The sequence below is a fragment of the Corynebacterium sp. AOP40-4SA-5 genome (genome assembly GCF_052377355.1).
In the GTDB taxonomy this organism is placed as follows: Bacteria; Actinomycetota; Actinomycetes; order Mycobacteriales; family Mycobacteriaceae; genus Corynebacterium.
The window spans coordinates 84,364-101,247 of record NZ_JBQSWS010000004.1; the positions used below are offsets into that span (position 1 = coordinate 84,364).

Below are 16,884 nucleotides of genomic sequence, written 5' to 3' on the forward strand. Positions count from 1 at the left end.
GCCCCGCCTAGGCGTTTCCCTCCGCGCCCCCACCGGTGGAGCCACCGAGGACGCCGTCGCCGACGTTGGTCTCGACCGAGACCACGCCCTTCGGACGGACGACCTTGGCGCCGTAGACCTGCAGGCCACGGACGATGTCGCCGAAGCGGTTCGGGTCACGGAACGCCTCCAGGGTGCGGAGCTGCGACGCGAACTGCAGGGCCCCGGGGACACCGGCGGTGACGACCTCGCGGCCCGCTGTGGTCGGAACGTTGTTGGAGGTCTTGATGCTGATGCCCAGGTGAGGGATCTCAGCGATCAGACCAGAGCGGACGACACTGTCGGTGCCCGCCTTATCGACCTCGTTGACGCGACGGTCGCCGAGCAGGGCGTCGGCGAAGTCCGGGCCGACGACAGCCCAACGGTTCAGCGACGGAGCGGAGACCTTGTTGAGTTCCTTGACGATGCGGCGGATGACGTCCCACGCGGTCTTCTGGTCGGTGCCGGGGCGGTAGAAGTCCTGGCCGTTGAACACGTCGAGGGTGCCGATCTTCGTGCCAGCGTTCGCTCGCAGTTCGGCGGCCAGGTAGGTGTCGACCTTGTCAGCCATGCCGATGGCGTGCTGCTCCGTGGCGGCGGACTGGAAGTCACCGGCAGCCTGCAGCTTGTCGACGTCGTTGACGCGGAAGCCGTAGTAGTCCTCCTGATCGATGACCAGGGACTTGCTGGTGGTGTCCAGGTCGTCGTACTCGAGGTCCTGGGTGCGGTCGTGCTCCTTGATCGTGGCGGAGCCGATGTCGTTGATCTCGACGGAGTCACCGGAGTTCTGCAGCAAGGGCTGGAACTCGGTGGATGCGATCGTCGGGTCCGCGTATACCAGTGCCTTCTGGAACGGGACGTCGAGGGCAGATGCCCAGACCTTGGGGATGAACGATGCGACGCTCATGGGTTACCTACTTTCCGTAGAGGTGGTTGAGCTTGCCGGCCTTGTTGGCGTCGTAGATCTCCTGCGAGCTCATGTTGGCGAGGTCCGCTTCGGTGATCTGCTTGTTGCTGCCGGTGTTGGTGGTGGAGGTGTCGACCCCGGATGCGGCCGCCTGGGCCTTTAGTGCGGGGTGGGCGGTGATCTTCGCTTCGACCAGGTCGGCCACCTGGGCGCTGTAGTCGTCGGCGGAGGTGTCCAGCTCGGCGAATGCCTTGTCGGACTGGAGTAGTGCGGTGAGCAGGGAGACGTCGCTGGTCTTGCCGCTGGCAGCGGAGGTGATGGCGTCCTTCTGCTGGTATTCCTGCAGCTTCTGGGCCATGCTGTCGCGTTCCGCCGTGGCGGCCTGGATCAGCTTGTCGGGGTCGGTCGTGTCGTCTTCGACCAGTCCGAGGGACTTGCCGATCTGCTTCTTGAGAGCGTCGAGTTCGCTGTCCTTAGCGGACTCGGCGTCCTTGGCGCGGGTGCGGTACTTTGCGGCCTCAGCGTTGGCCTTGGCGAGCTTGTCGCGCACCCAGTCGGGCAGTTCGGTGTCGGTGGTCTGGTCGGTGGTTGGCTCCTGGCCGTTGTCCGCGGTCGGCTCCTGGCCGGACCGTGCCGCAACGTCACCGGGAGTGACCTGAGTGGCCTGGTCGCCGGTGTCGGCGGGCTGCTCAGTCACCTCGGTGGCCGCGGCTTCGGACGTTGCTGTCGTGTCGGACACGAGAGTTTCCCCTGTTCATCGTCACTACACCCCACCGGACGGCGGGGACAAGGGGAGTGTCACACGAGGTAGGCGGTGTCAGGATTCGGGCTAGTTCCTTGCATGATTCTGTGAGCCATAGGACGGTCACATATGCTTAGCTAATGACGTTCAAGAAACTATCTGCGGCCGCCATCGCCGCACTCGCCACACTCGCGCTCGCCGCCTGCGGCGGGGACACCGAAGTAGAAGAAGCGACCACGACGACCACGCCTCAGCCGGTCGGATCGACCGACCCCGCTGACTGGTCAACCGCTACTGAAATGACTGACGGTCTCATCGCCGCAGGGAAGACCTGCGATGACCTGGGGGTCGAACCGGACGACACATACAACGCAACCTGCGTGAATGGGTACTCTGACAGCAACTACATGGTCAGCCTCGGAACTCTCGCTTCTCGGGATGCCAGAGTCGGAGCAGTTGCGGCCGACATGGACTGGGATATGGCGGTCACGTGGGATGATGCGTGGGCAGTCGTCTGCGTCGGCCCGGACTCAGAATCGGACTGTGAAGACCTGTCCGACGCTTTCGGCTCAACCAAGGAGGTTGTGGACATTCCCGTCGGAACGTTCCACAGCTCTGACTCTGAGGAAGAATCAGATGGTCCGTCGACCTCATTCTCTGACGGCACTCACGTCGTAGGTACGGACATCGAACCGGGAACCTACCGCAACGACAGTGAAACCTGCTATTGGGAGCGACTGTCCGGGTTCTCCGGTACCAGCGCTGATCGCATCACGAACGACTTCAATAGGGGCGGGAACTCCATCGTGACCATTGATCCGACAGACGCTGCCTTCAAGTCGCAGAACTGTGGGAACTGGGAGCTTGTCGAGTAGCAACCACCCGACTCGATCTAGCGCCGTTTCACCTGTTGAAGCGGCGCTTCGTCTCGTACCGGGGCGCCTACACCTGCGGCATGGGGTTTCCGGGTTGGCGTAGTTTCTCCCGGTGCCGGCGTCGGGGGAGATCCCACTGTCGTCGGTGCGCGGCGAGTTTCGCTTCGTAGGCGCGGTGCCGGGCAGCGGCCTTCGCCCGGGCTTCCGGGGTGGTGGCAGCGGCCTCCATGCGTTGTGAGCGGCGGATCTCGCGCTCGTAGTAGCGCTGCTGCTGGGTGGCCTTGTAGCCCTCGTGGTCGGGGTCGTCGGCGACGGGGAGGGGTTCGGTGAAGCCAGGCAAGTAAGCAGTGTAAACATGCCTACAATTCGGATGTTCAAGTCCGTTCGCCACAGCTTCCGCCACCGATGCGGTGACCGTGACGGACTGTCCGTCGATGGTCTGCCGGCCGTTCGGGTGCTCCCCGGTCAAGCTCAGGACTTTCTGTTCGTACGGGGCGCACTGGGGCGCAGGGTTGGCGTGGGAGGACACGATGACCAGGTCGATGCCCTGGGCCAGCAGCTCGGCGGCGTGGGCGTCGCGGAGGGCCTGGTTGGTGCCAGTGCGGATCGCCATCTCGCTGTAGGTGTCAAGCCCCCACTTGCGGCCGGCATTGTCGCGGTAGAAGCCGATGCCTTCCTTGGCTGCCTGGTCCATGGCTTGCTGCATGGCCTGCTCGATGGTGAGTTCGCCGGCGACGGTCTTGTTCACGGCGTCGTTGATGATGCGGTCCCACGCTGACTTGGCGTTGCGGGGGACTTGTCGGGCAGCCTTGTCGAGGGCCCGTCCGGTGGCTTCGGCGGCCGCTTTCCGGGGGCGCACGGGTGGCGGGGTTGTTCCTCCGGGCACTTGTGGTTGGGTGCGGGGCAGCGTCATCGGCCGTGTGGTACGTCGAGACGGTGACGTGCCGGACGGGGCGGCAGTGGTGCCGCCCCCAGTGGAAGTGCGCGTACCTGACCCCGGCAGCGTCGCACGGTGACGGGGTGCGGCCGGGCGAACTGTTGCCGCTTCCTGCGCGGCCGCCTCTGCCCCGCGGATTGCGGCCTGCTCTGTTGCACGTTCCACCATCGCCGGGGTGTCAGCCACCAGGCCGGAGGCGGTGGCCGTGACCCGCGGGTTTACGGTCCGCGCCCACTCCTGCTGCGCCGCCACCCGCACATTCGGTTTCCGAGCAGCGCGCATGGCCGCGGCGGCCATGACGCCGATCATCACATCCTCGGCGACACTCCACGCGGTCACGGTCTCTTCTTCGAGACCTTCGGTGTCCTGCGGGTCGAGGGCCACTACATCACCGGCTCATCCGGCCCGGCCTCACCGAACGGGTCACCAGCCGGCATGCCCTTCTCGCGCAGGATGGTGTCGATCTCGCGGTCGATGCGCTTCTCGTCCCAGTCGGGGCGGAGGTAGCGGATCTTCTGGTCGGTGCTGATCGCCTGCGCGGAGTCCAACGCCTGCAGAGTTTGTGCACGGTCCAGATCGGTTTCCTGCACCGGCGGGGTGATGTCCACCTCCGGGGCCTCCTCGAGGACGGCACCGGTGTGGTTGAGGTGCGCGTCGACTTCGACGAGCGCGGCGGAGAGTGCACCGATCCTGGCCCGCCAGTAGCGGGACTTCGCCTTGAACGTCTGCAGGGTGGCCCTCGAGTTGGCTTCGATTTCGCGTGCGGTGACGTTGCCTGACCCGCCGGCACTGTCGAGCCCGAAGGTGAGGGAGCTGACGTTGGCGCGGCGGAGGATCTCGCGGATGATCATTTCGCACACCTGGGCGTACGCGGCGACGCGGATGTTCGGCTGGTAGAACTCCGGGCTCATCCCCTCGGGGGTGTCACCGACCGCGCTGTAGATCTCCCGGTCCATGTCGAACTCGGCGCCCTGCCCGGGCTTGCCGATGTCGAGCATGGACTCGGTGACGACGATGCGGGACTTCGCGGTGCGGATTTCTCGACGGAGGTCGGTCCACACCTCGTCGAGCATGTCGAGCAGGCCGTAGGAGTCGGCCGGAATGTCCGGCCGGCCCATCTGCTTTAGCTGGCCGTCCTTGCGGAAGCCGACGACGGGGCGGACGTTGGCGACGTACACCGCGGTCATGCGCTGCGTGCCGGTCTGGATGCCGGACTCTGCGTCGACGATGCCCGCGAGGCCTTCGGTCGACGGGTGCTCGGCGAGGGGGACACGTTGGCCGAGGTTGTCGTCTTTGCCCTCGAACAGGGCGTACTCGATGCGGCCTGGGGAGTGGCGGGACAGCAGGCGGTGGACGAACTTCTTGTCGATGGCCGGCAGGCCCTCGACAAAGGTGACGGCGGCGAGCTTGCCGTACTTCCATTCGGGGATCGCGGAGTCGGTGTCGACCCAGTCGATCCACGGCTCGGGCTGCAGGTTGGTGTCCCACATGACGCGGCCGTACACGCCGCCCAGTGCGGCGGAGGACTCGGCGGCGACCAGCAGGCGTTCCGCGGTTTCGTCGTTGTTGACGAGCAGATCCAGGCGCTCTTGGGCCCGGTCGTTGCCGGCGCGGATCGGCTCACCGTCGGCGTCCTTGCCCTTCTGGGCGAGGTGGACCTGCGGCGGGGTCTCGAACATGAGGTTCGCGGATAGGTTCGCGATGTCGGCCGCGAGGGGGAGGTGTAGTTTCCGCTGCGGCTGCCCCGGGGTCTGCGGCTTCCCCCAGAACAGGCGACTGGTCGCGCCGACGATCCCGCCGGCGAACTGCGACGGGCGCGGCGTCGGGGAGCCGCCGGCAGCGTAGTGGCCCTGCAGCTTCCGCGTGTCGCCCTCCCACCACACAGCGGCATCCGCCACCATGTCGTGCAACGGGGCCCACGGGGCCGGGGGCCACGCCGTGTCGTCTGCGGGGAGTGTCATGCCGGGGTCTCCTGTCGGTCGATCAGCCTGGACCACGCCCAACGGCTGCTCATCACGGCGTAACGCAGGGCGTCCGTGTAGTCGTCGTTTTCCTTGATGGGCTTCTCATCGCCCTTCTCGGCTGCCTTGTCGTCCCATCGGTAGCCGGGAAGCTCTTTGATCAGCCCCGTGCAGGTGGACGATATGCGCAGGGCCCCGGTGTCGAGGAGGGTGGCGACGGTGCGGATCCCGTCGATGACGTGGTTGTCGGCGGGCCTGAGCTTCCGGTACCCGTCCTCGAAGAGCTGCAGGCGGAACGATGCGGCGGCGGGGTCGACGTACACCCACTCCGGGTCCGGGTGCTGGGTGAGCCACCGGGTGAGGTCTGCGGATAGGGCGCCGTCGGTGGCGCGGGTCGGGTGCCACTCGTCGATGACGTACAGGCGGCCGTCGGTGCCGAGGCCGAGCAGCTGCCCGGCGGTGGGGTGTGTGGTGCCGTAGTCGATTCCCAGCGACAGCACCCGCTCGATTGGGGGAATGTCCTGCGGGTCCACGACCATGCGGTCCTCGTCCCACATGTCGTAGATCGCGCCCTCCGCCGACACCCACAGGCCGAGGATGAACCGCTTGTACCACAGGCCCGTGTAGCTGCGGCGCATGTTCTCCTTGTACGTTTCCGTCAGTGCGGGGTTGTCCGCCATTGTGAAGTGGTGGTACGACCACGGCAGATCGTCAAGATTGTCTAGGTACTCTTTCTTCAACCAGTGCCCCGGCGAATCCGGGTTGGTGGTGGCATACATCTTGGCCCCAGGGGCCGACAGACGGTTCATGAGCTGGTTGAAGAACGAGGGATGCAGCACGGTCAGCTCGTCGGCCCATGCTCGTGCTGCAGTCATGCCGCGAATGCGAGACTCGCTGCCTGCGTCGTTTGCGCCGATGACGTGAACCCGCTGCCCGAAGATCCGTGCTGTGGCGGCGCCCTGCCGGTATTTCACGAACGGTCTTACGAGTTCGAGTTCGTCGACGGTCTCGATTGGCTCGAACACGTTGCGGTAGATCGAATCGCGGTTTTTGCCGACGATGAGGAGTGCTCCGCCGGGCTTGTTGTCCTTCTTGGTGAACTGGGCGATTTCTTCCAACATCAGCATGATCCACGCGAACGTCTTCCCGGATCGCACGGCACCGTCCCAGATGTTGACGAACTCTGTGGACCCGGCGTAGGCATCGAGCTGCTTTTCGGACAATGGCACTACTGGCCTCGTGCTTCCCGGATAGCCGCCCCCATAGCCATGAACGCATCGGCGACGCCCTGCTGCCCGTTGTCTTGGTCCTGCTCGTACAGGCGGAACAGCTTCGCCTCGTGGTCCATCATCTTCAGCATCAGCTCCGCGGCCTTCCGGTCGCCACCGGCCGCCTTGAGGTACTGGGGCTTCATCATCTCGACGAGCTTGGCGCGTTGTTCGGCGACGAGGTCCCGGGCCGTGGTCTCCGGGTACTCGACCTTCATACGGTCTATGTCCTTGCGGACGGTGTCGATGCCGATGTTGAGCTTGTCGCCGATCTGGCGGTAGGTGAAGCCGGCGAGGCGGAGACTGTAGGTCTTCTCGGCTCGCTTCATGATCTGGACTTGCTGGGTGTCTTGGTGTGCGAATCCCACGGTGACCTCCTGGGCCTGGACTTGCCCTCCTGGGGCGGTGCGTTGCAGGCCGTCACTGTGACAGAACTAGCCGGGTGTTCGGGTGGGTCGGTTAGGAGACGGTGAACCCTTCGGAGATCAGTTTCGCCTTCAGGGTGTCGCGCTGGTTCGCGGATTCGCACTCGACGGTGAGGTCGTACCCCTCCGGCGCGTCCCCGCCGTCGCCTTCCTCCAGGAGGTCGTCGGTGGTGTTGTCGAGTGCTTCGAGCATGGCGTCGAGGTCATCTTGGGTGAATCCGGTGCCGTCGAGGTTGCCGATGTCGCCGACCAGTGTGGCGAGCTCCTCGAGTTCGTAGGTGGCTTGGTCGTTCGCCCGGTTGTCGACCAGGACGATGCGCTTGGCGGCGGTCTCGTCAACGTCGACGTAGTGAGTGTCGACATGGGACCACCCGAGTCGCTGGGCGGCCATGACGGTGTGGTTGCCAGCGAGGATCGTGCCCGCGAGGTCCGGGGCGTGGGTGCCCTTGTTGACGACCACGGGCTTGTACTGCCCGTTGACACGCAGACTGTCGGCGATGAGGTCGATGTCGCCCCGGCGAGCGTTGCCGGGATAGAACTTGAGCTGGGTGATGCGAGCGCTGGTCATGCCCCGGAGGATCGCACGGGGGAGCGGGTGTTCAGGTGGCCGGGACTGTTATCCTGGTATCAGGATATGGACTGACTGGAAGCGACTTTACGGTGCGCAATTGAAACAGAAGAAACACGCCCCTGTGGGACGGGGAGGGGCCTACTCAAATTCACCTTCCTGTTCGCGCATACCTATTATCTCTTCCCTCTTCTTTGTTTGGGCGTCAATTACCCTATCTCCTAATAGCCCCGCCCCTCCTCCAATAGATCCCGATAATGGATTGTGGGTTAGGTCCAGGTAGACAAAGAGAAGCATAAGACCGAGCACTACTGATGCCTGCGCCGGTACGGATACCCCGGCTCTGATTAGTTGGCTTCGTGCCAAGATGAAGAACTCAATGATCGCTTCTCGACGGTCATCATCGGCTTCGATAGCATCAACGACTTCTTGTACGCCGTCATCGCTTTCCACTATTTGGGAGAATCTAGAAAAATCGATCCTCCCGACACTGGAAAGAGCTCTGGATATCTCCGCATAGTCTCGGAGCATCGTCGGATTAATTTGAGCCTGAATAGATTCGGCGAGCGCCGACGCAATCGGGGCCATCAACTCTGCCTGACCCTTCGCGAAAGTTTGGAGCGCTGCAATGTCCTCCAGATGCTCTCGAGCTAAGCTCCCTACAATGTGGATGTCTGGCATTCTAATCACCGGCATCCTAGGGATCATGCTCTGACGGATTATCTCGGCTGTTCTACTGGCTCCGGTGACATCCCGCATCATCGATTGGACAGCTGCCCGAACTGTAAGGGGCTCGATTGCTTCTTTGAAGATGGCCCTACTGCTGTATTGCTCGAGTATTTGCGAAAGGGGGGAAGATGCTTCGTGGTCCGTTGACATAGCTGAAAGCATAGTTCACACCTAGGACATTTTACGAACGCCTCAGGTCATCCGTGCGCGTGCGTTCTGCCGGAAGTGTGCGACCCCGAGTCGGCGCATCCTGGCGCCCTTGATGGCGTCGTCCATCGTGGGGTAGTCGCCGACGGTCTGGCAACGCTTCGTCTCCTGGTAGCCGGCGTTGCGGGGCCGCAGTTTGATGGTGGTGACGAGGTATCGGCCGCGAACGTGCCAGATCCAGGGGCCTTGTCCGGTGCGGTCGAGGACGGTGGGCGCGTTGTCCGCCGGGGTGGGGTAGCCCGGCCGGAGGGCGCGTGGCCGGGTGTCGCGCTTCTGGTTGGTGGCGCGGCAGAGCTTGCACCTGGACTGGAGGCCGTCGGCCTTGCCCTTGTTGCGATGGAACTGGTCGACGGGCTTCTCAATCTTGCAGACGGAGCATGTCTTGGTACTCATTCGGGGTCTCCTGGGGTGGGCGGTGTGAGGTTCCTTGCCCAGTTGAAGAGGGCGAGGTGAAACTCGCAGCTGGTGACGTTCCCCAGGCTCATCTTCTGGATCACGCCTTGCTTGTCGAGGCCGTTGTTCAGGTAGGTGAGCTGGGTGAGGATGTCGATGTCGTGGTCGAGCATTGCCTGGAGGTCATCTCCGTGCATTGCGCCTTTGGACTCGACGGAAAGCAGGGTCCGGATGATGTCGTACTCACGACTTCCGGGGGCGGGAGGGTCACTGTGCACGGTGGATTTCCTTCCAGTCGGTGACGCGGCGGCGCCAGGTGGTGATGTCGCCCTCCCATGCGGGATCGGGGCCGGTGATGCCGGCGATGAAGTCCGCCCGCTGCTCGTTGGGAGGGCCGTCGGTGGTGCAGTATTCGTCGCGCCATGCGGTGGCTTCGCGGTCCTGGCGGGCGGCGATGGCCTGCAGATCCGCCCGGTGGGCGGCGGGGTCGGCTACGGAACCGGTTCCGACGAGGACGGCGGCGAGCCGTTCGGTGCTGATCCGGCCGGTGTCGTGCGCGGGCCCGTCGAGCCGGCCGCGGATCGCCTCGTCGATGGCGCGGGCGAGGCGGTCTTCGAACTTCATGTCGTTGTCCTTAGTGGTTGGCTGGTGAGGTGCCATGCGCCGCAGCGGCAGCGGTAGGCGCGGCAGGGGAGGTGGGTGCCTCGTCCGCGGCGCCAGGCTTTGCCTAGTGCGGCGTCGGCTTGCCACGGGGTGGGGTGCGCGAGCTTGTGCGGGGTGGGGCAGGCGGTGCGGTCAATGCTCATCGTCGATCCTGCTGGCGAGCTCGTACCATGCGGCGGCGGCCATCATGGCGGCGGCCGTGAGGAACGCGATGGGGCCGTAGATGCTTGTGCCGTAGGCGAGGGTGGCGGCGATGACGCTGATCAGGGCGGTCAGCCACAGGGCGGCGGCCCATCGGCTATCCCTCACTGTCGTTCTCCATCTGCCGCATGAGCCGTTCGAATTCGGCGTGCTCGCGGGCCCAGTTGGACGGGTGATCGCGCTTGCAGCGCTCCAGGTCGTCCATCAGTGGCTCACTCTCTGGATGGCGGTCTGCACCATGTCCTTGGCGGTTTCGCGGTCGTCGAGGATGAGGTGGAGGATCGCGGCGACTGTCAGCCATTCGACGTCGGATTCCCGGTCTTCGAGATACAGGCGGGCCTGCGCGGCCAGCACGTCGACCAACTGCTGCGGGATGATGCTGATGTTCGGCGCCGGCAGATGCTCGAGGTACCAGTACGCCTTGCGGAGGTCTTCCAGCCGGTCACCCTTGCGGCCGGAACGCCAGAGGTACTTCACGGCGTTGCCGGCGGTGAAGTCCATGAACCTCGTCAGCTCGTAGCACTCGATACCGAACGCCGGATGCTGCTTGTAGTGGCCGGGGTTGATGTGGTCGGTCATGCGTTCACCAGTGCCTTGGTGGCGTCGAGGTCGGCGGTGGAGAGGTCGTGCCAGCGCATAACTTCGCCGTTGGGGGCGGTGAGTTCGACGAGGGGGAGGGCGGACCAGCCTTGGGTCTGCATGAGGGTGATCTTGTCGGGGTGGTCGTCGATCATGAGGGTGTCTACGGTGACGCCGATCTTGTCGAGGCGTCGTTCGGTGTACTTGCACTTCTGGCAGCCTGGGCGGCTGTACACGGTGGCGTGGTAGCTCATGAGACCTGCACCGCCTGCCCGGCGCCGGTGGAGCCGAAACCGCGGTCGCCGCGGACGGTGTCGTCGAGCTCGTCGACGACGTCGAACTCGGGGGAAAGACACCGGGGGAGCTGCAACTGGGCCACCCGGTCCCCCGCGCCCACCTGGTACTTGTAGTTTGTGGAGTTGTACAGCAGCACGCAGATCTCGCCGCGGTAGTCCGCGTCGATCAGGCCGGGGGCGTTGGCGACCCACACGCCACCGGACGCCATGCCGGAGCGGGACAAGACGTAGGCGTACTGGGGGTATTCGAGCCCGAGGCGCACGCCGGTGCGGATCTTCGCGACCCGGCCGGGGAGGATCGTTGCGTCGGTGAGGGCGTGGAGGTCGTGGGCTGCAGCACCGGGTGTGGCTTGTCGTGGCGGCAGTGCGCCGGGGTCTAGGGTGATGGGGATTCTCATGCTGCGGATGCTCTTTCCAGTAGGTCGCGGGTGTGGGTGCGGGTCGGTGTGATCTCCCCGGAGCGTCGCCGCTGCTTGTCGCAGTCGCGGCAGTAGCCGTGTGCGCAGTGCGTGACGATGTCCGGGGTGAGATGCACATCCGAGCCGCGGGGGCGGACGGTCATCGGCCTGCCGCAGCCGATGCAGTTGTCGGGGCGTCGCATGCGGGTGCGGCGGGCCCTGGGCTGCGGGGCGGGGACGTGGGCAATGGCTGCGAGCTGCTTTGCGGTGTGAGGGTCGCCGGTGCAGATGACGCCGGCAGCAATCACCCCGGTGGCGGGGGCTCGCATGGACCCGTCCAACGAGTCGCCGGCCCGGAGGGCGTCGGCGGCGCAGGTACGGATCAGGGGGCAGTGATGGCAGGCGGCGATGGCGTCGGCGGCCCCGGGGTGGTCGGGGTCGGTGTAGGCGCGTTGCCCTGCGCACAGTGGTGTCCCCATGCACGTCACACTAGCACGAAATGCGCGTGACACTTGCATTGCCGGGCAGGGTTAACCGGGGAGGCGGACGGGCATCACCAGCGACATCCGGTCGGTGCTGGGGGTCGGCATCTCCGCAGCCTCCTCGATCTGAGTGTCGGGGTAGATGGCGATCGCCTTGGACTCGTTTAGGGCGAAGACGACGTTGTCGTCGCCGACGGATGCGAGCGCGTCGGTGAGGTAGGTGGGGTGCATGGCGATGGTGATGGGGGCGCCGTGGAGGCCGCAGTCGATGACGTCGGAGGTGGAGCCGGTGCCGTCGGACTGGGCGCTGATGGTGACTTCGCCGTGGCTGAACTCGAGGCGGATGGGCTGGTCTCCGCCGCCGATGATGGCGACGCGCTTGACGGCGTCGGTGAGCGCCTGGCGGCCGACGCGGGCGGCGGTGGTGCACGTGCGGGGGAGGAGTGATCCGACCTTGGGGTAGTCGGAGTCGATGAGGCGGGTGGTGATGGTGGTGGGGCCGATGGTGAAGCCGAAGCGGGTGCCGTCGTGGAGGATGGTGCAGGGCTGGGAGCCGATGATGCGTGCGGCATCGAGGAGTCCGCGGGCGGGGAGGAGGAGGTTGATGTCCTGGCCGACCCATGCGAGGTGGTGGATGTGGAGGCGGAATCGGTCGGTGGCGGCGAGGGTGAGCTGCCCGTCGGCGGAAGTGAGCTTGACGCCGGTGAGCATGGGGAGGGTGTCGTCACGGGTGGATGCGGTGGCAACGGAGCTGATGGCGCGGGTGAGGTCGTGGCCGCTCATCGTCCCGACCGGTGCGGGGGCGTTAGCGAGTGTCGGGTAGTCGTCGAGCGTCATGGCGGGGAGCTCGATCTTGGTGCGGCCGCAGGTGATCTGCACGGCGGAGCTCGTGGCGGTGAGGATGACGGGCTTGTTCGGGAGGCGGTGGATGATGTCGGCGAACGTGCGGCCGGCGACGAGGATGGTGCCGTCCTCGGGGGCGATGCTGTCATCGTGCTCGCAGGGGATGGTGGTGGTGATCTGGGTGGACTGGTCGAAGGCGGTGAGGGTGGCGCGGTCGTCGGCGACGGCGACGCGCAGTCCGCGGAGGATGGGATTCGTGGGCCGGGCGGGGAGGGCGGGCTTGACCAGGTCGGCGGCGTTGGCGAGGGTGGTCTTGTTGAAGCAGGTCTTCATGATCCGGGGGTCCTTGTCTATCGGCGGCTGAAGTTGTCGAAGCGGGAGACGGCGAGGCGGTTGGCGACGGTGACGGTGCCGATGGGCCCGCCGCGGTGCTTGGCGATGATGATGTCGGCTTCGCCGGCGCGTTCGTGGTCGGGGTTTTTTGCGTCGGGGCGGTGGATCAGGGCGACGATGTCGGCGTCCTGCTCGAGGGATCCGGACTCGCGGAGGTCGGAGACGCGGGGGAGGGCGTCGTCGCCGCGGGTTTCGACGCCTCGGTTGAGCTGGGAGATGGCGATGAGGGGCACGCCGACTTCCTTGGCGAGGAGTTTGAGCTGGCGGGAGAACTCGGAGACTTCCTGCTGCCGGGATTCGACCTTCCGGCCGCTTGACAGGAGCTGGAGATAGTCGACGACGATGAGGCCGAGGTCGTTCTGCTGTGCGAGGCGGCGGGTTTTGGCGCGGATCTCCATCATGGTGAGGTTGGCGGCGTCGTCGATGTAGATGGGGGCGGTGTTGACGGTGTCGCAGGCGCCGCCGAGTTTCGTCCATTCCTGGTCGGTGAGCTTGCCGCCGCGCATCTTCGACAGGGGTACTTGGGCTTCGGCGGAGATGATGCGTTGGGCGACTTCCATCTTCGACATTTCGAGGGAGAAGATGACGGCGGCTTTGCCTTGGCGGATGGCGGTTTCGCGGATGATGTCGACGCCGAGGGTCGACTTGCCGACGCCGGGGCGGGCGGCGACGATGATCATCTGTCCGGGGCGTAGGCCGCCGTTGGTGAGGTCGTCGAGGTCGCTGAAGCCGGTGGGGGTGGGCTGGCCGCCTGTGGGCGTGCCGTTGGCGATGGCGTCGAGCTCGTCCATCATGGTGGGCAGCACTTCGCCGATGTGCGCGGCGGCGTTGGTGGTGGGGCGGGAGACTGCGGCGAGTTCCTGCTGGGCCATGTCGACGGCGTGGTCGGGGTCGGTGCTGTGGGCGACCTGGTTGATGCGGGTGGCGGCGGTGATGAGCCGGCGGGACAGGGCGGTGTCGGCGACTCGGCGGGCGTGGTATTCGAGGTTCGCGGACGTGGGCGTGGCCTGGACCAACTCGAACAGGTAGGGGGCGCCGCCGGCCTGGTCGAGCTGGCCGCGAACCTCGAGCTCGTGGGAGACGACGATGGGGTCGAGGTCGGTGCCTTGGGCCCACGCGTCGATGATGACCTGGTAGATCATGCGGTGTGCGGGGCGGAAGCAGTCGGCCGGCTGCGCGGTTTCGACGGCGATGGAGATGGCGTCCTTGTCCATCATCATGCCGCCGAGCATGGCCCGCTCGGAGTCGGTGGCGTGGGGCAGTGGGGTGTCGGTGGTCATGGGGCGATCACCAGCCAGCATTTCGCGGGCTGCCCGGCGGCCGGGGGGTGAATGATGGGCATCCTCTCGTTGACGTACTGGGGTGTGTCGTCGGGGACGATGCCGGCGTCGACGAGCCCGTCGACGAGGGCTTTGTGGGTGGGCATGAGGTTGCCAGCGTCGCGGCGGCGACGGTCGGGCGCTTGGTAGTGCAGGGTGACGGTGATGTGGTCCTGGGGGCCGATGCGGGTGGCTTTGGCGCGAATCCAGGCTTCGCGGCGGAGTTCTTTGGTGATGCGGGCGGTGGTTCGCCATCCGCGGCGGTCGTTCATGGTGAGTGGGGGTTTGGTGAAGCTGAGCTCCATGATGTGCTCTGGTTGCATGTTGGTCCTCTGGTTGATGTGGCGCCCGTTGCAGCGGGCTCGCATTGCTGTCGACACTAGCATTTGATGCTAGTAGGACGTGCATTCGGGGGTGTGGAGAAGCCCCCGGGCCGGAGCCCAGGGGCTAGGGGGTGAGCTACTTGCTCTTGTGCGCTTCCTCGGTCTGCTTTCGCAGGGCTCGCCGGTTCACCTTGGCAACCCCATTGGCCTTAAGGTGCTTCTCTCGGGCTGCTGCCGTCTCCTTCGGGTTTTCTCCAGTGGGAAGACCATCGCTCAGCTTCTCCCCGGTAGTCTTCTCGAGCTTTTTCATGCCCTGCTTGTCCATCTTAATTTTCATGCATACTCCAATGCTGGTTGGTGTGGCGTGCCTGGTGGTACGCCTGGGGGTATCTTATCGGCCGGGGTGGACATGGGCGCTCCACCTTCGAACAGGTGTTCATAGCCTGTCGGTGTGGTATTCGGCGAATCCGCAGGTGTGGCAGGTGCGGTGCTGCACCATGTCGAAGTACACGGGCCGACCGTCACCCTTGTAGACGGGCTGCTTTTCGTACAGTTCCCACGCGTCCCACAGGTGCTCGTGCGGCGGGAGTTCGATGGGCGCCTGGTCGCGCCGGCGAGCGCACCACAAAGCGCCCAACGGCACGCCGATGACGATGCCCAGGGCGAGCAGGATGATGGAGGTCATGGTCAGAATCTCTTCTTCGCTCGATGGTTCCGGATGCCGTGAGTCTGGTATCGCATGTCATCCTTGCGGTCGTTGGTCTTGTACGGGTTGCAGCTTGTTTCGTTGAGAACATCGCGCATGTCTTGGGCGGCTTCTTTTTCCTGTTTTCTGGTGTTGACGGGTCGTGCAACGATGTCGGACAGGCTGATGGTCATCTTCGGTGGTTTCTGCCGCTTCTGGGGTTTCTTCGGTGTGGTGACGGGTCGGGTGAACGTTGACCGGGTCTTTGCCGGAAGCTCGTGGCGGTGGTGTCCGAAGTAGGCGTTTTTTGCGTGGTCGATTTGCTGCTGGATCTGGTCGCGTTCGTCTGCGGTTGCGAAAGAGAGTTCGGCGGTTAGTCGGATGAGGTTGAGCTCGTATTCGGCGCGACGGTTGTTTGGGGTGGTGTTCATGGGTTTAATGTATCGGTGTTGTTGGACGTGGTGGGGGCGGGTGTTCGAATGGGTACCCCCGGGTGTTACTCGTCGGCGAGTGTGGTGAGTCCGGCGGTGTTTGCTGCGGTGATGATATAGGCAGCGGCGAGGGTGTAGCCGAGGGTGAGGGTGAGGATCACGTCGTCTCTCCTTCGAGTAGGTCTTTGATCTCAGGGGCAAGGCTTCGGGCCTCGGAGTGGTTGCCCTGCTTTCCGATGTGGATGTACACGCCGCCGACGAACACGATGCGGAATAGCCACTCGGCGGTAGCTGACTGTGCGGCGCGGTTGGCTCGGTTGCGGAGGAACTTCGGCCCGCAGAAGCTCACTCCGCGCCTCCTTCGAGTGCTTCCCGGCAGGCGCGGACCTCGGCACCCTCACGGATAAGTGCGAGAGGCAGGTCCCACTTGCTGAGGTTCGAGCCGTAGCGCACGGTGTACCCGGCGGAGTCCAGTACAAGTGTGTCCGGGTCGAGGGCTTCCAGTTCCTCCACGGTGCGGATGATCTGTGGGGTGGGGGCGAGGCAGCCTGCGTCATCCAGAGCAGCAGCTACCTTCGGCGGGGTCATGTGCATCTTCACGTACTCGTCGGCGTAGGTCTCGTTGATGACGAGCGTGGCGCGGGTGACGTTGCTCATTCCTGGTTCCTTTCGTGGTGCGCGGCGGTCATGCGGGGTCGGGCAGGTCAACTGTTCGGGATTCCCTAACAGTTCGCCCGCTGGTCAGCCGCTCCACCTCGGCGCGGGCCTCGTCGCGCTGGTTTCGTACCACCCGGTAGTCACGCACGTGCTCGTCGCGTTCCTTCTCGACGGCTTCCACACGATCAGCGAGGGCGCTGATTACCGCTGCCGAGTCTCCATCAGGGTCGCCGTTATAAAGCAGCGTGGCGCGGTACCGCAGTTCGTCGGCGAGGGTCGCAGGCGGGGCGGGGACATGAGCACGGATAGCACGAGCTGCGGGCAGTTCGTCGGGTGTGGTCACCGTGCTGGGGTCGAGGATACGGTCAGCCCAGGCGTGCGCATTGCGGTCGTCGATGGTCACGGGGGTCTGGTCAGGCATTGGGGGCCTCCTTGATGGTGATGTCTGCGGTCATGCGCCCGTGGAATCCGAGTCCGGTTTCGGGGAGCCGGAAGGTCACGTCAACGTAGCCGTCGGGCACCTCATACTCGTCCCAGTTCATCCCCTTCAGGGGCGCGTTCTGGAAGTTGTGCGAGTCGGTCAT

Annotated in this window: 27 protein-coding genes; 1 reads left to right on the top strand and 26 read right to left on the bottom strand. The window is 65.1% G+C overall.

Features of this window, described 5'->3' with window-relative positions:
- Positions 1-7: 7 nt before the first annotated feature.
- Together ACT3S3_RS03500 and ACT3S3_RS03505 are read right to left on the bottom strand one after the other, a co-directional pair.
- Positions 8-925 (bottom strand): phage capsid protein, encoded by a 918-nt coding sequence (locus tag ACT3S3_RS03500; protein ID WP_444626239.1) that lies wholly within the window; start codon positions 923-925, stop codon positions 8-10.
- A 7-nt stretch (positions 926-932) separates the two neighbouring features.
- Entirely contained in the window at positions 933-1,664 is a 732-nt protein-coding gene (locus tag ACT3S3_RS03505; RefSeq protein WP_444626241.1) for a hypothetical protein, read from the bottom strand.
- A gap of 143 nt (positions 1,665-1,807) precedes the next feature.
- On the opposite strand from ACT3S3_RS03505, the gene ACT3S3_RS03510 reads away from it, so the two are divergent.
- A complete protein-coding gene (locus tag ACT3S3_RS03510; RefSeq protein ID WP_444626243.1) occupies positions 1,808-2,542 on the top strand; it encodes a hypothetical protein in 735 nt (244 codons plus the stop codon).
- A gap of 67 nt (positions 2,543-2,609) precedes the next feature.
- Here the strand turns inward: ACT3S3_RS03510 and ACT3S3_RS03515 are convergent, their stop codons facing one another.
- From ACT3S3_RS03515 to ACT3S3_RS03630, 24 genes are all read right to left on the bottom strand, one after another.
- Entirely contained in the window at positions 2,610-3,863 is a 1,254-nt protein-coding gene (locus ACT3S3_RS03515) for a phage minor capsid protein (protein ID WP_444626245.1), read from the bottom strand.
- Entirely contained in the window at positions 3,863-5,440 is a 1,578-nt protein-coding gene (locus ACT3S3_RS03520; RefSeq protein WP_444626247.1) for a phage portal protein, read from the bottom strand. Before ACT3S3_RS03520 ends, ACT3S3_RS03515 begins: the two co-directional genes overlap by 1 nt.
- Complete coding sequence (locus ACT3S3_RS03525; RefSeq protein WP_444626249.1) at positions 5,437-6,669, bottom strand: PBSX family phage terminase large subunit; 1,233 nt, start codon at positions 6,667-6,669, stop codon at positions 5,437-5,439. Before ACT3S3_RS03525 ends, ACT3S3_RS03520 begins: the two co-directional genes overlap by 4 nt.
- Positions 6,669-7,037: a sigma factor-like helix-turn-helix DNA-binding protein gene (locus tag ACT3S3_RS03530; protein ID WP_441582639.1), complete on the bottom strand. Its 369-nt coding sequence runs from the start codon at positions 7,035-7,037 to the stop codon at positions 6,669-6,671. The genes ACT3S3_RS03525 and ACT3S3_RS03530 overlap by 1 nt, the downstream gene beginning before the upstream one ends.
- Before the next feature lie 130 nt (positions 7,038-7,167).
- The gene (locus ACT3S3_RS03535; protein ID WP_444626252.1) at positions 7,168-7,701 is read right to left on the bottom strand and encodes a hypothetical protein; all 534 of its coding nucleotides are present in this window, start codon (positions 7,699-7,701) and stop codon (positions 7,168-7,170) included.
- Positions 7,702-7,842: 141 nt separating this feature from the next.
- Positions 7,843-8,580, bottom strand: coding sequence for a hypothetical protein (locus ACT3S3_RS03540; RefSeq protein ID WP_444626254.1), 738 nt, complete (start codon positions 8,578-8,580; stop codon positions 7,843-7,845).
- A 42-nt stretch (positions 8,581-8,622) separates the two neighbouring features.
- Positions 8,623-9,030, bottom strand: a complete 408-nt coding sequence (locus ACT3S3_RS03545; RefSeq protein ID WP_444626256.1) for a hypothetical protein — start codon at positions 9,028-9,030, stop codon at positions 8,623-8,625.
- Positions 9,027-9,308, bottom strand: coding sequence for a hypothetical protein (locus tag ACT3S3_RS03550; RefSeq protein WP_444626258.1), 282 nt, complete (start codon positions 9,306-9,308; stop codon positions 9,027-9,029). The genes ACT3S3_RS03545 and ACT3S3_RS03550 overlap by 4 nt, the downstream gene beginning before the upstream one ends.
- Positions 9,298-9,654 carry a hypothetical protein gene (locus tag ACT3S3_RS03555; RefSeq protein WP_444626260.1) on the bottom strand — a complete coding sequence of 119 codons (357 nt, stop codon included), beginning with the start codon at positions 9,652-9,654 and terminating at the stop codon, positions 9,298-9,300. Before ACT3S3_RS03555 ends, ACT3S3_RS03550 begins: the two co-directional genes overlap by 11 nt.
- 171 nt (positions 9,655-9,825) lie before the next feature.
- Positions 9,826-10,002: a hypothetical protein gene (locus tag ACT3S3_RS03560; protein ID WP_444626261.1), complete on the bottom strand. Its 177-nt coding sequence runs from the start codon at positions 10,000-10,002 to the stop codon at positions 9,826-9,828.
- 96 nt (positions 10,003-10,098) lie between these two features.
- The gene (locus ACT3S3_RS03565; RefSeq protein ID WP_444626262.1) at positions 10,099-10,473 is read right to left on the bottom strand and encodes a DUF3310 domain-containing protein; all 375 of its coding nucleotides are present in this window, start codon (positions 10,471-10,473) and stop codon (positions 10,099-10,101) included.
- On the bottom strand, positions 10,470-10,727 hold the full coding sequence (locus ACT3S3_RS03570) for a glutaredoxin domain-containing protein (protein ID WP_444626264.1): 258 nt from the start codon (positions 10,725-10,727) through the stop codon (positions 10,470-10,472). Before ACT3S3_RS03570 ends, ACT3S3_RS03565 begins: the two co-directional genes overlap by 4 nt.
- Positions 10,724-11,167 carry a dUTP diphosphatase gene (dut, locus tag ACT3S3_RS03575; RefSeq protein WP_441582647.1) on the bottom strand — a complete coding sequence of 148 codons (444 nt, stop codon included), beginning with the start codon at positions 11,165-11,167 and terminating at the stop codon, positions 10,724-10,726. The genes ACT3S3_RS03570 and dut overlap by 4 nt, the downstream gene beginning before the upstream one ends.
- Positions 11,164-11,646: a hypothetical protein gene (locus ACT3S3_RS03580; RefSeq protein WP_444626265.1), complete on the bottom strand. Its 483-nt coding sequence runs from the start codon at positions 11,644-11,646 to the stop codon at positions 11,164-11,166. The genes dut and ACT3S3_RS03580 overlap by 4 nt, the downstream gene beginning before the upstream one ends.
- 51 nt (positions 11,647-11,697) lie before the next feature.
- Positions 11,698-12,825 carry a DNA polymerase III subunit beta gene (gene dnaN, locus ACT3S3_RS03585; protein WP_444626267.1) on the bottom strand — a complete coding sequence of 376 codons (1,128 nt, stop codon included), beginning with the start codon at positions 12,823-12,825 and terminating at the stop codon, positions 11,698-11,700.
- A gap of 17 nt (positions 12,826-12,842) precedes the next feature.
- Positions 12,843-14,165 carry a replicative DNA helicase gene (gene dnaB / locus ACT3S3_RS03590; protein WP_444626269.1) on the bottom strand — a complete coding sequence of 441 codons (1,323 nt, stop codon included), beginning with the start codon at positions 14,163-14,165 and terminating at the stop codon, positions 12,843-12,845.
- Complete coding sequence (locus ACT3S3_RS03595; protein WP_444626271.1) at positions 14,162-14,527, bottom strand: hypothetical protein; 366 nt, start codon at positions 14,525-14,527, stop codon at positions 14,162-14,164. The genes dnaB and ACT3S3_RS03595 overlap by 4 nt, the downstream gene beginning before the upstream one ends.
- A 136-nt stretch (positions 14,528-14,663) precedes the next feature.
- Positions 14,664-14,864 (bottom strand): hypothetical protein, encoded by a 201-nt coding sequence (locus tag ACT3S3_RS03600; RefSeq protein ID WP_444626273.1) that lies wholly within the window; start codon positions 14,862-14,864, stop codon positions 14,664-14,666.
- A 99-nt stretch (positions 14,865-14,963) separates the two neighbouring features.
- Positions 14,964-15,212 carry a hypothetical protein gene (locus ACT3S3_RS03605; RefSeq protein ID WP_444626275.1) on the bottom strand — a complete coding sequence of 83 codons (249 nt, stop codon included), beginning with the start codon at positions 15,210-15,212 and terminating at the stop codon, positions 14,964-14,966.
- Positions 15,213-15,214: 2 nt separating this feature from the next.
- Positions 15,215-15,643 (bottom strand): hypothetical protein, encoded by a 429-nt coding sequence (locus tag ACT3S3_RS03610; protein ID WP_444626277.1) that lies wholly within the window; start codon positions 15,641-15,643, stop codon positions 15,215-15,217.
- A gap of 157 nt (positions 15,644-15,800) precedes the next feature.
- Positions 15,801-15,992, bottom strand: coding sequence for a hypothetical protein (locus tag ACT3S3_RS03615; RefSeq protein ID WP_444626278.1), 192 nt, complete (start codon positions 15,990-15,992; stop codon positions 15,801-15,803).
- The gene (locus ACT3S3_RS03620) at positions 15,989-16,300 is read right to left on the bottom strand and encodes a hypothetical protein (protein WP_444626280.1); all 312 of its coding nucleotides are present in this window, start codon (positions 16,298-16,300) and stop codon (positions 15,989-15,991) included. The genes ACT3S3_RS03615 and ACT3S3_RS03620 overlap by 4 nt, the downstream gene beginning before the upstream one ends.
- Before the next feature lie 28 nt (positions 16,301-16,328).
- Entirely contained in the window at positions 16,329-16,721 is a 393-nt protein-coding gene (locus ACT3S3_RS03625) for a hypothetical protein (RefSeq protein WP_444626282.1), read from the bottom strand.
- Positions 16,714-16,884 carry a hypothetical protein gene (locus ACT3S3_RS03630; RefSeq protein WP_444626284.1) on the bottom strand — a complete coding sequence of 57 codons (171 nt, stop codon included), beginning with the start codon at positions 16,882-16,884 and terminating at the stop codon, positions 16,714-16,716. Before ACT3S3_RS03630 ends, ACT3S3_RS03625 begins: the two co-directional genes overlap by 8 nt.

Bases quoted from the DNA above. Each gene is read 5' to 3' on its own strand.
- ACT3S3_RS03500 (WP_444626239.1), bottom strand. From the start codon at position 925: ATGAGCGTCGCATCGTTCATCCCCAAGGTCTGGGCATCTGCCCTCGAC.
- ACT3S3_RS03510 (WP_444626243.1), top strand. From the start codon at position 1,808: ATGACGTTCAAGAAACTATCTGCGGCCGCCATCGCCGCACTCGCCACA.
- ACT3S3_RS03570 (WP_444626264.1), bottom strand. From the start codon at position 10,727: ATGAGCTACCACGCCACCGTGTACAGCCGCCCAGGCTGCCAGAAGTGC.
- ACT3S3_RS03600 (WP_444626273.1), bottom strand. From the start codon at position 14,864: ATGAAAATTAAGATGGACAAGCAGGGCATGAAAAAGCTCGAGAAGACT.
- ACT3S3_RS03605 (WP_444626275.1), bottom strand. From the start codon at position 15,212: ATGACCTCCATCATCCTGCTCGCCCTGGGCATCGTCATCGGCGTGCCG.
- ACT3S3_RS03595 (WP_444626271.1), bottom strand. From the start codon at position 14,527: ATGCAACCAGAGCACATCATGGAGCTCAGCTTCACCAAACCCCCACTC.
- ACT3S3_RS03610 (WP_444626277.1), bottom strand. From the start codon at position 15,643: ATGAACACCACCCCAAACAACCGTCGCGCCGAATACGAGCTCAACCTC.
- ACT3S3_RS03535 (WP_444626252.1), bottom strand. From the start codon at position 7,701: ATGACCAGCGCTCGCATCACCCAGCTCAAGTTCTATCCCGGCAACGCT.
- ACT3S3_RS03580 (WP_444626265.1), bottom strand. From the start codon at position 11,646: ATGGGGACACCACTGTGCGCAGGGCAACGCGCCTACACCGACCCCGAC.
- ACT3S3_RS03545 (WP_444626256.1), bottom strand. From the start codon at position 9,030: ATGAGTACCAAGACATGCTCCGTCTGCAAGATTGAGAAGCCCGTCGAC.
- ACT3S3_RS03520 (WP_444626247.1), bottom strand. From the start codon at position 5,440: ATGACACTCCCCGCAGACGACACGGCGTGGCCCCCGGCCCCGTGGGCC.
- ACT3S3_RS03555 (WP_444626260.1), bottom strand. From the start codon at position 9,654: ATGAAGTTCGAAGACCGCCTCGCCCGCGCCATCGACGAGGCGATCCGC.
- dut (WP_441582647.1), bottom strand. From the start codon at position 11,167: ATGAGAATCCCCATCACCCTAGACCCCGGCGCACTGCCGCCACGACAA.
- ACT3S3_RS03530 (WP_441582639.1), bottom strand. From the start codon at position 7,037: ATGAAGCGAGCCGAGAAGACCTACAGTCTCCGCCTCGCCGGCTTCACC.
- ACT3S3_RS03620 (WP_444626280.1), bottom strand. From the start codon at position 16,300: ATGAGCAACGTCACCCGCGCCACGCTCGTCATCAACGAGACCTACGCC.
- dnaB (WP_444626269.1), bottom strand. From the start codon at position 14,165: ATGACCACCGACACCCCACTGCCCCACGCCACCGACTCCGAGCGGGCC.
- ACT3S3_RS03565 (WP_444626262.1), bottom strand. From the start codon at position 10,473: ATGACCGACCACATCAACCCCGGCCACTACAAGCAGCATCCGGCGTTC.
- ACT3S3_RS03625 (WP_444626282.1), bottom strand. From the start codon at position 16,721: ATGCCTGACCAGACCCCCGTGACCATCGACGACCGCAATGCGCACGCC.
- ACT3S3_RS03540 (WP_444626254.1), bottom strand. From the start codon at position 8,580: ATGTCAACGGACCACGAAGCATCTTCCCCCCTTTCGCAAATACTCGAG.
- dnaN (WP_444626267.1), bottom strand. From the start codon at position 12,825: ATGAAGACCTGCTTCAACAAGACCACCCTCGCCAACGCCGCCGACCTG.
- ACT3S3_RS03630 (WP_444626284.1), bottom strand. From the start codon at position 16,884: ATGACCGACTCGCACAACTTCCAGAACGCGCCCCTGAAGGGGATGAAC.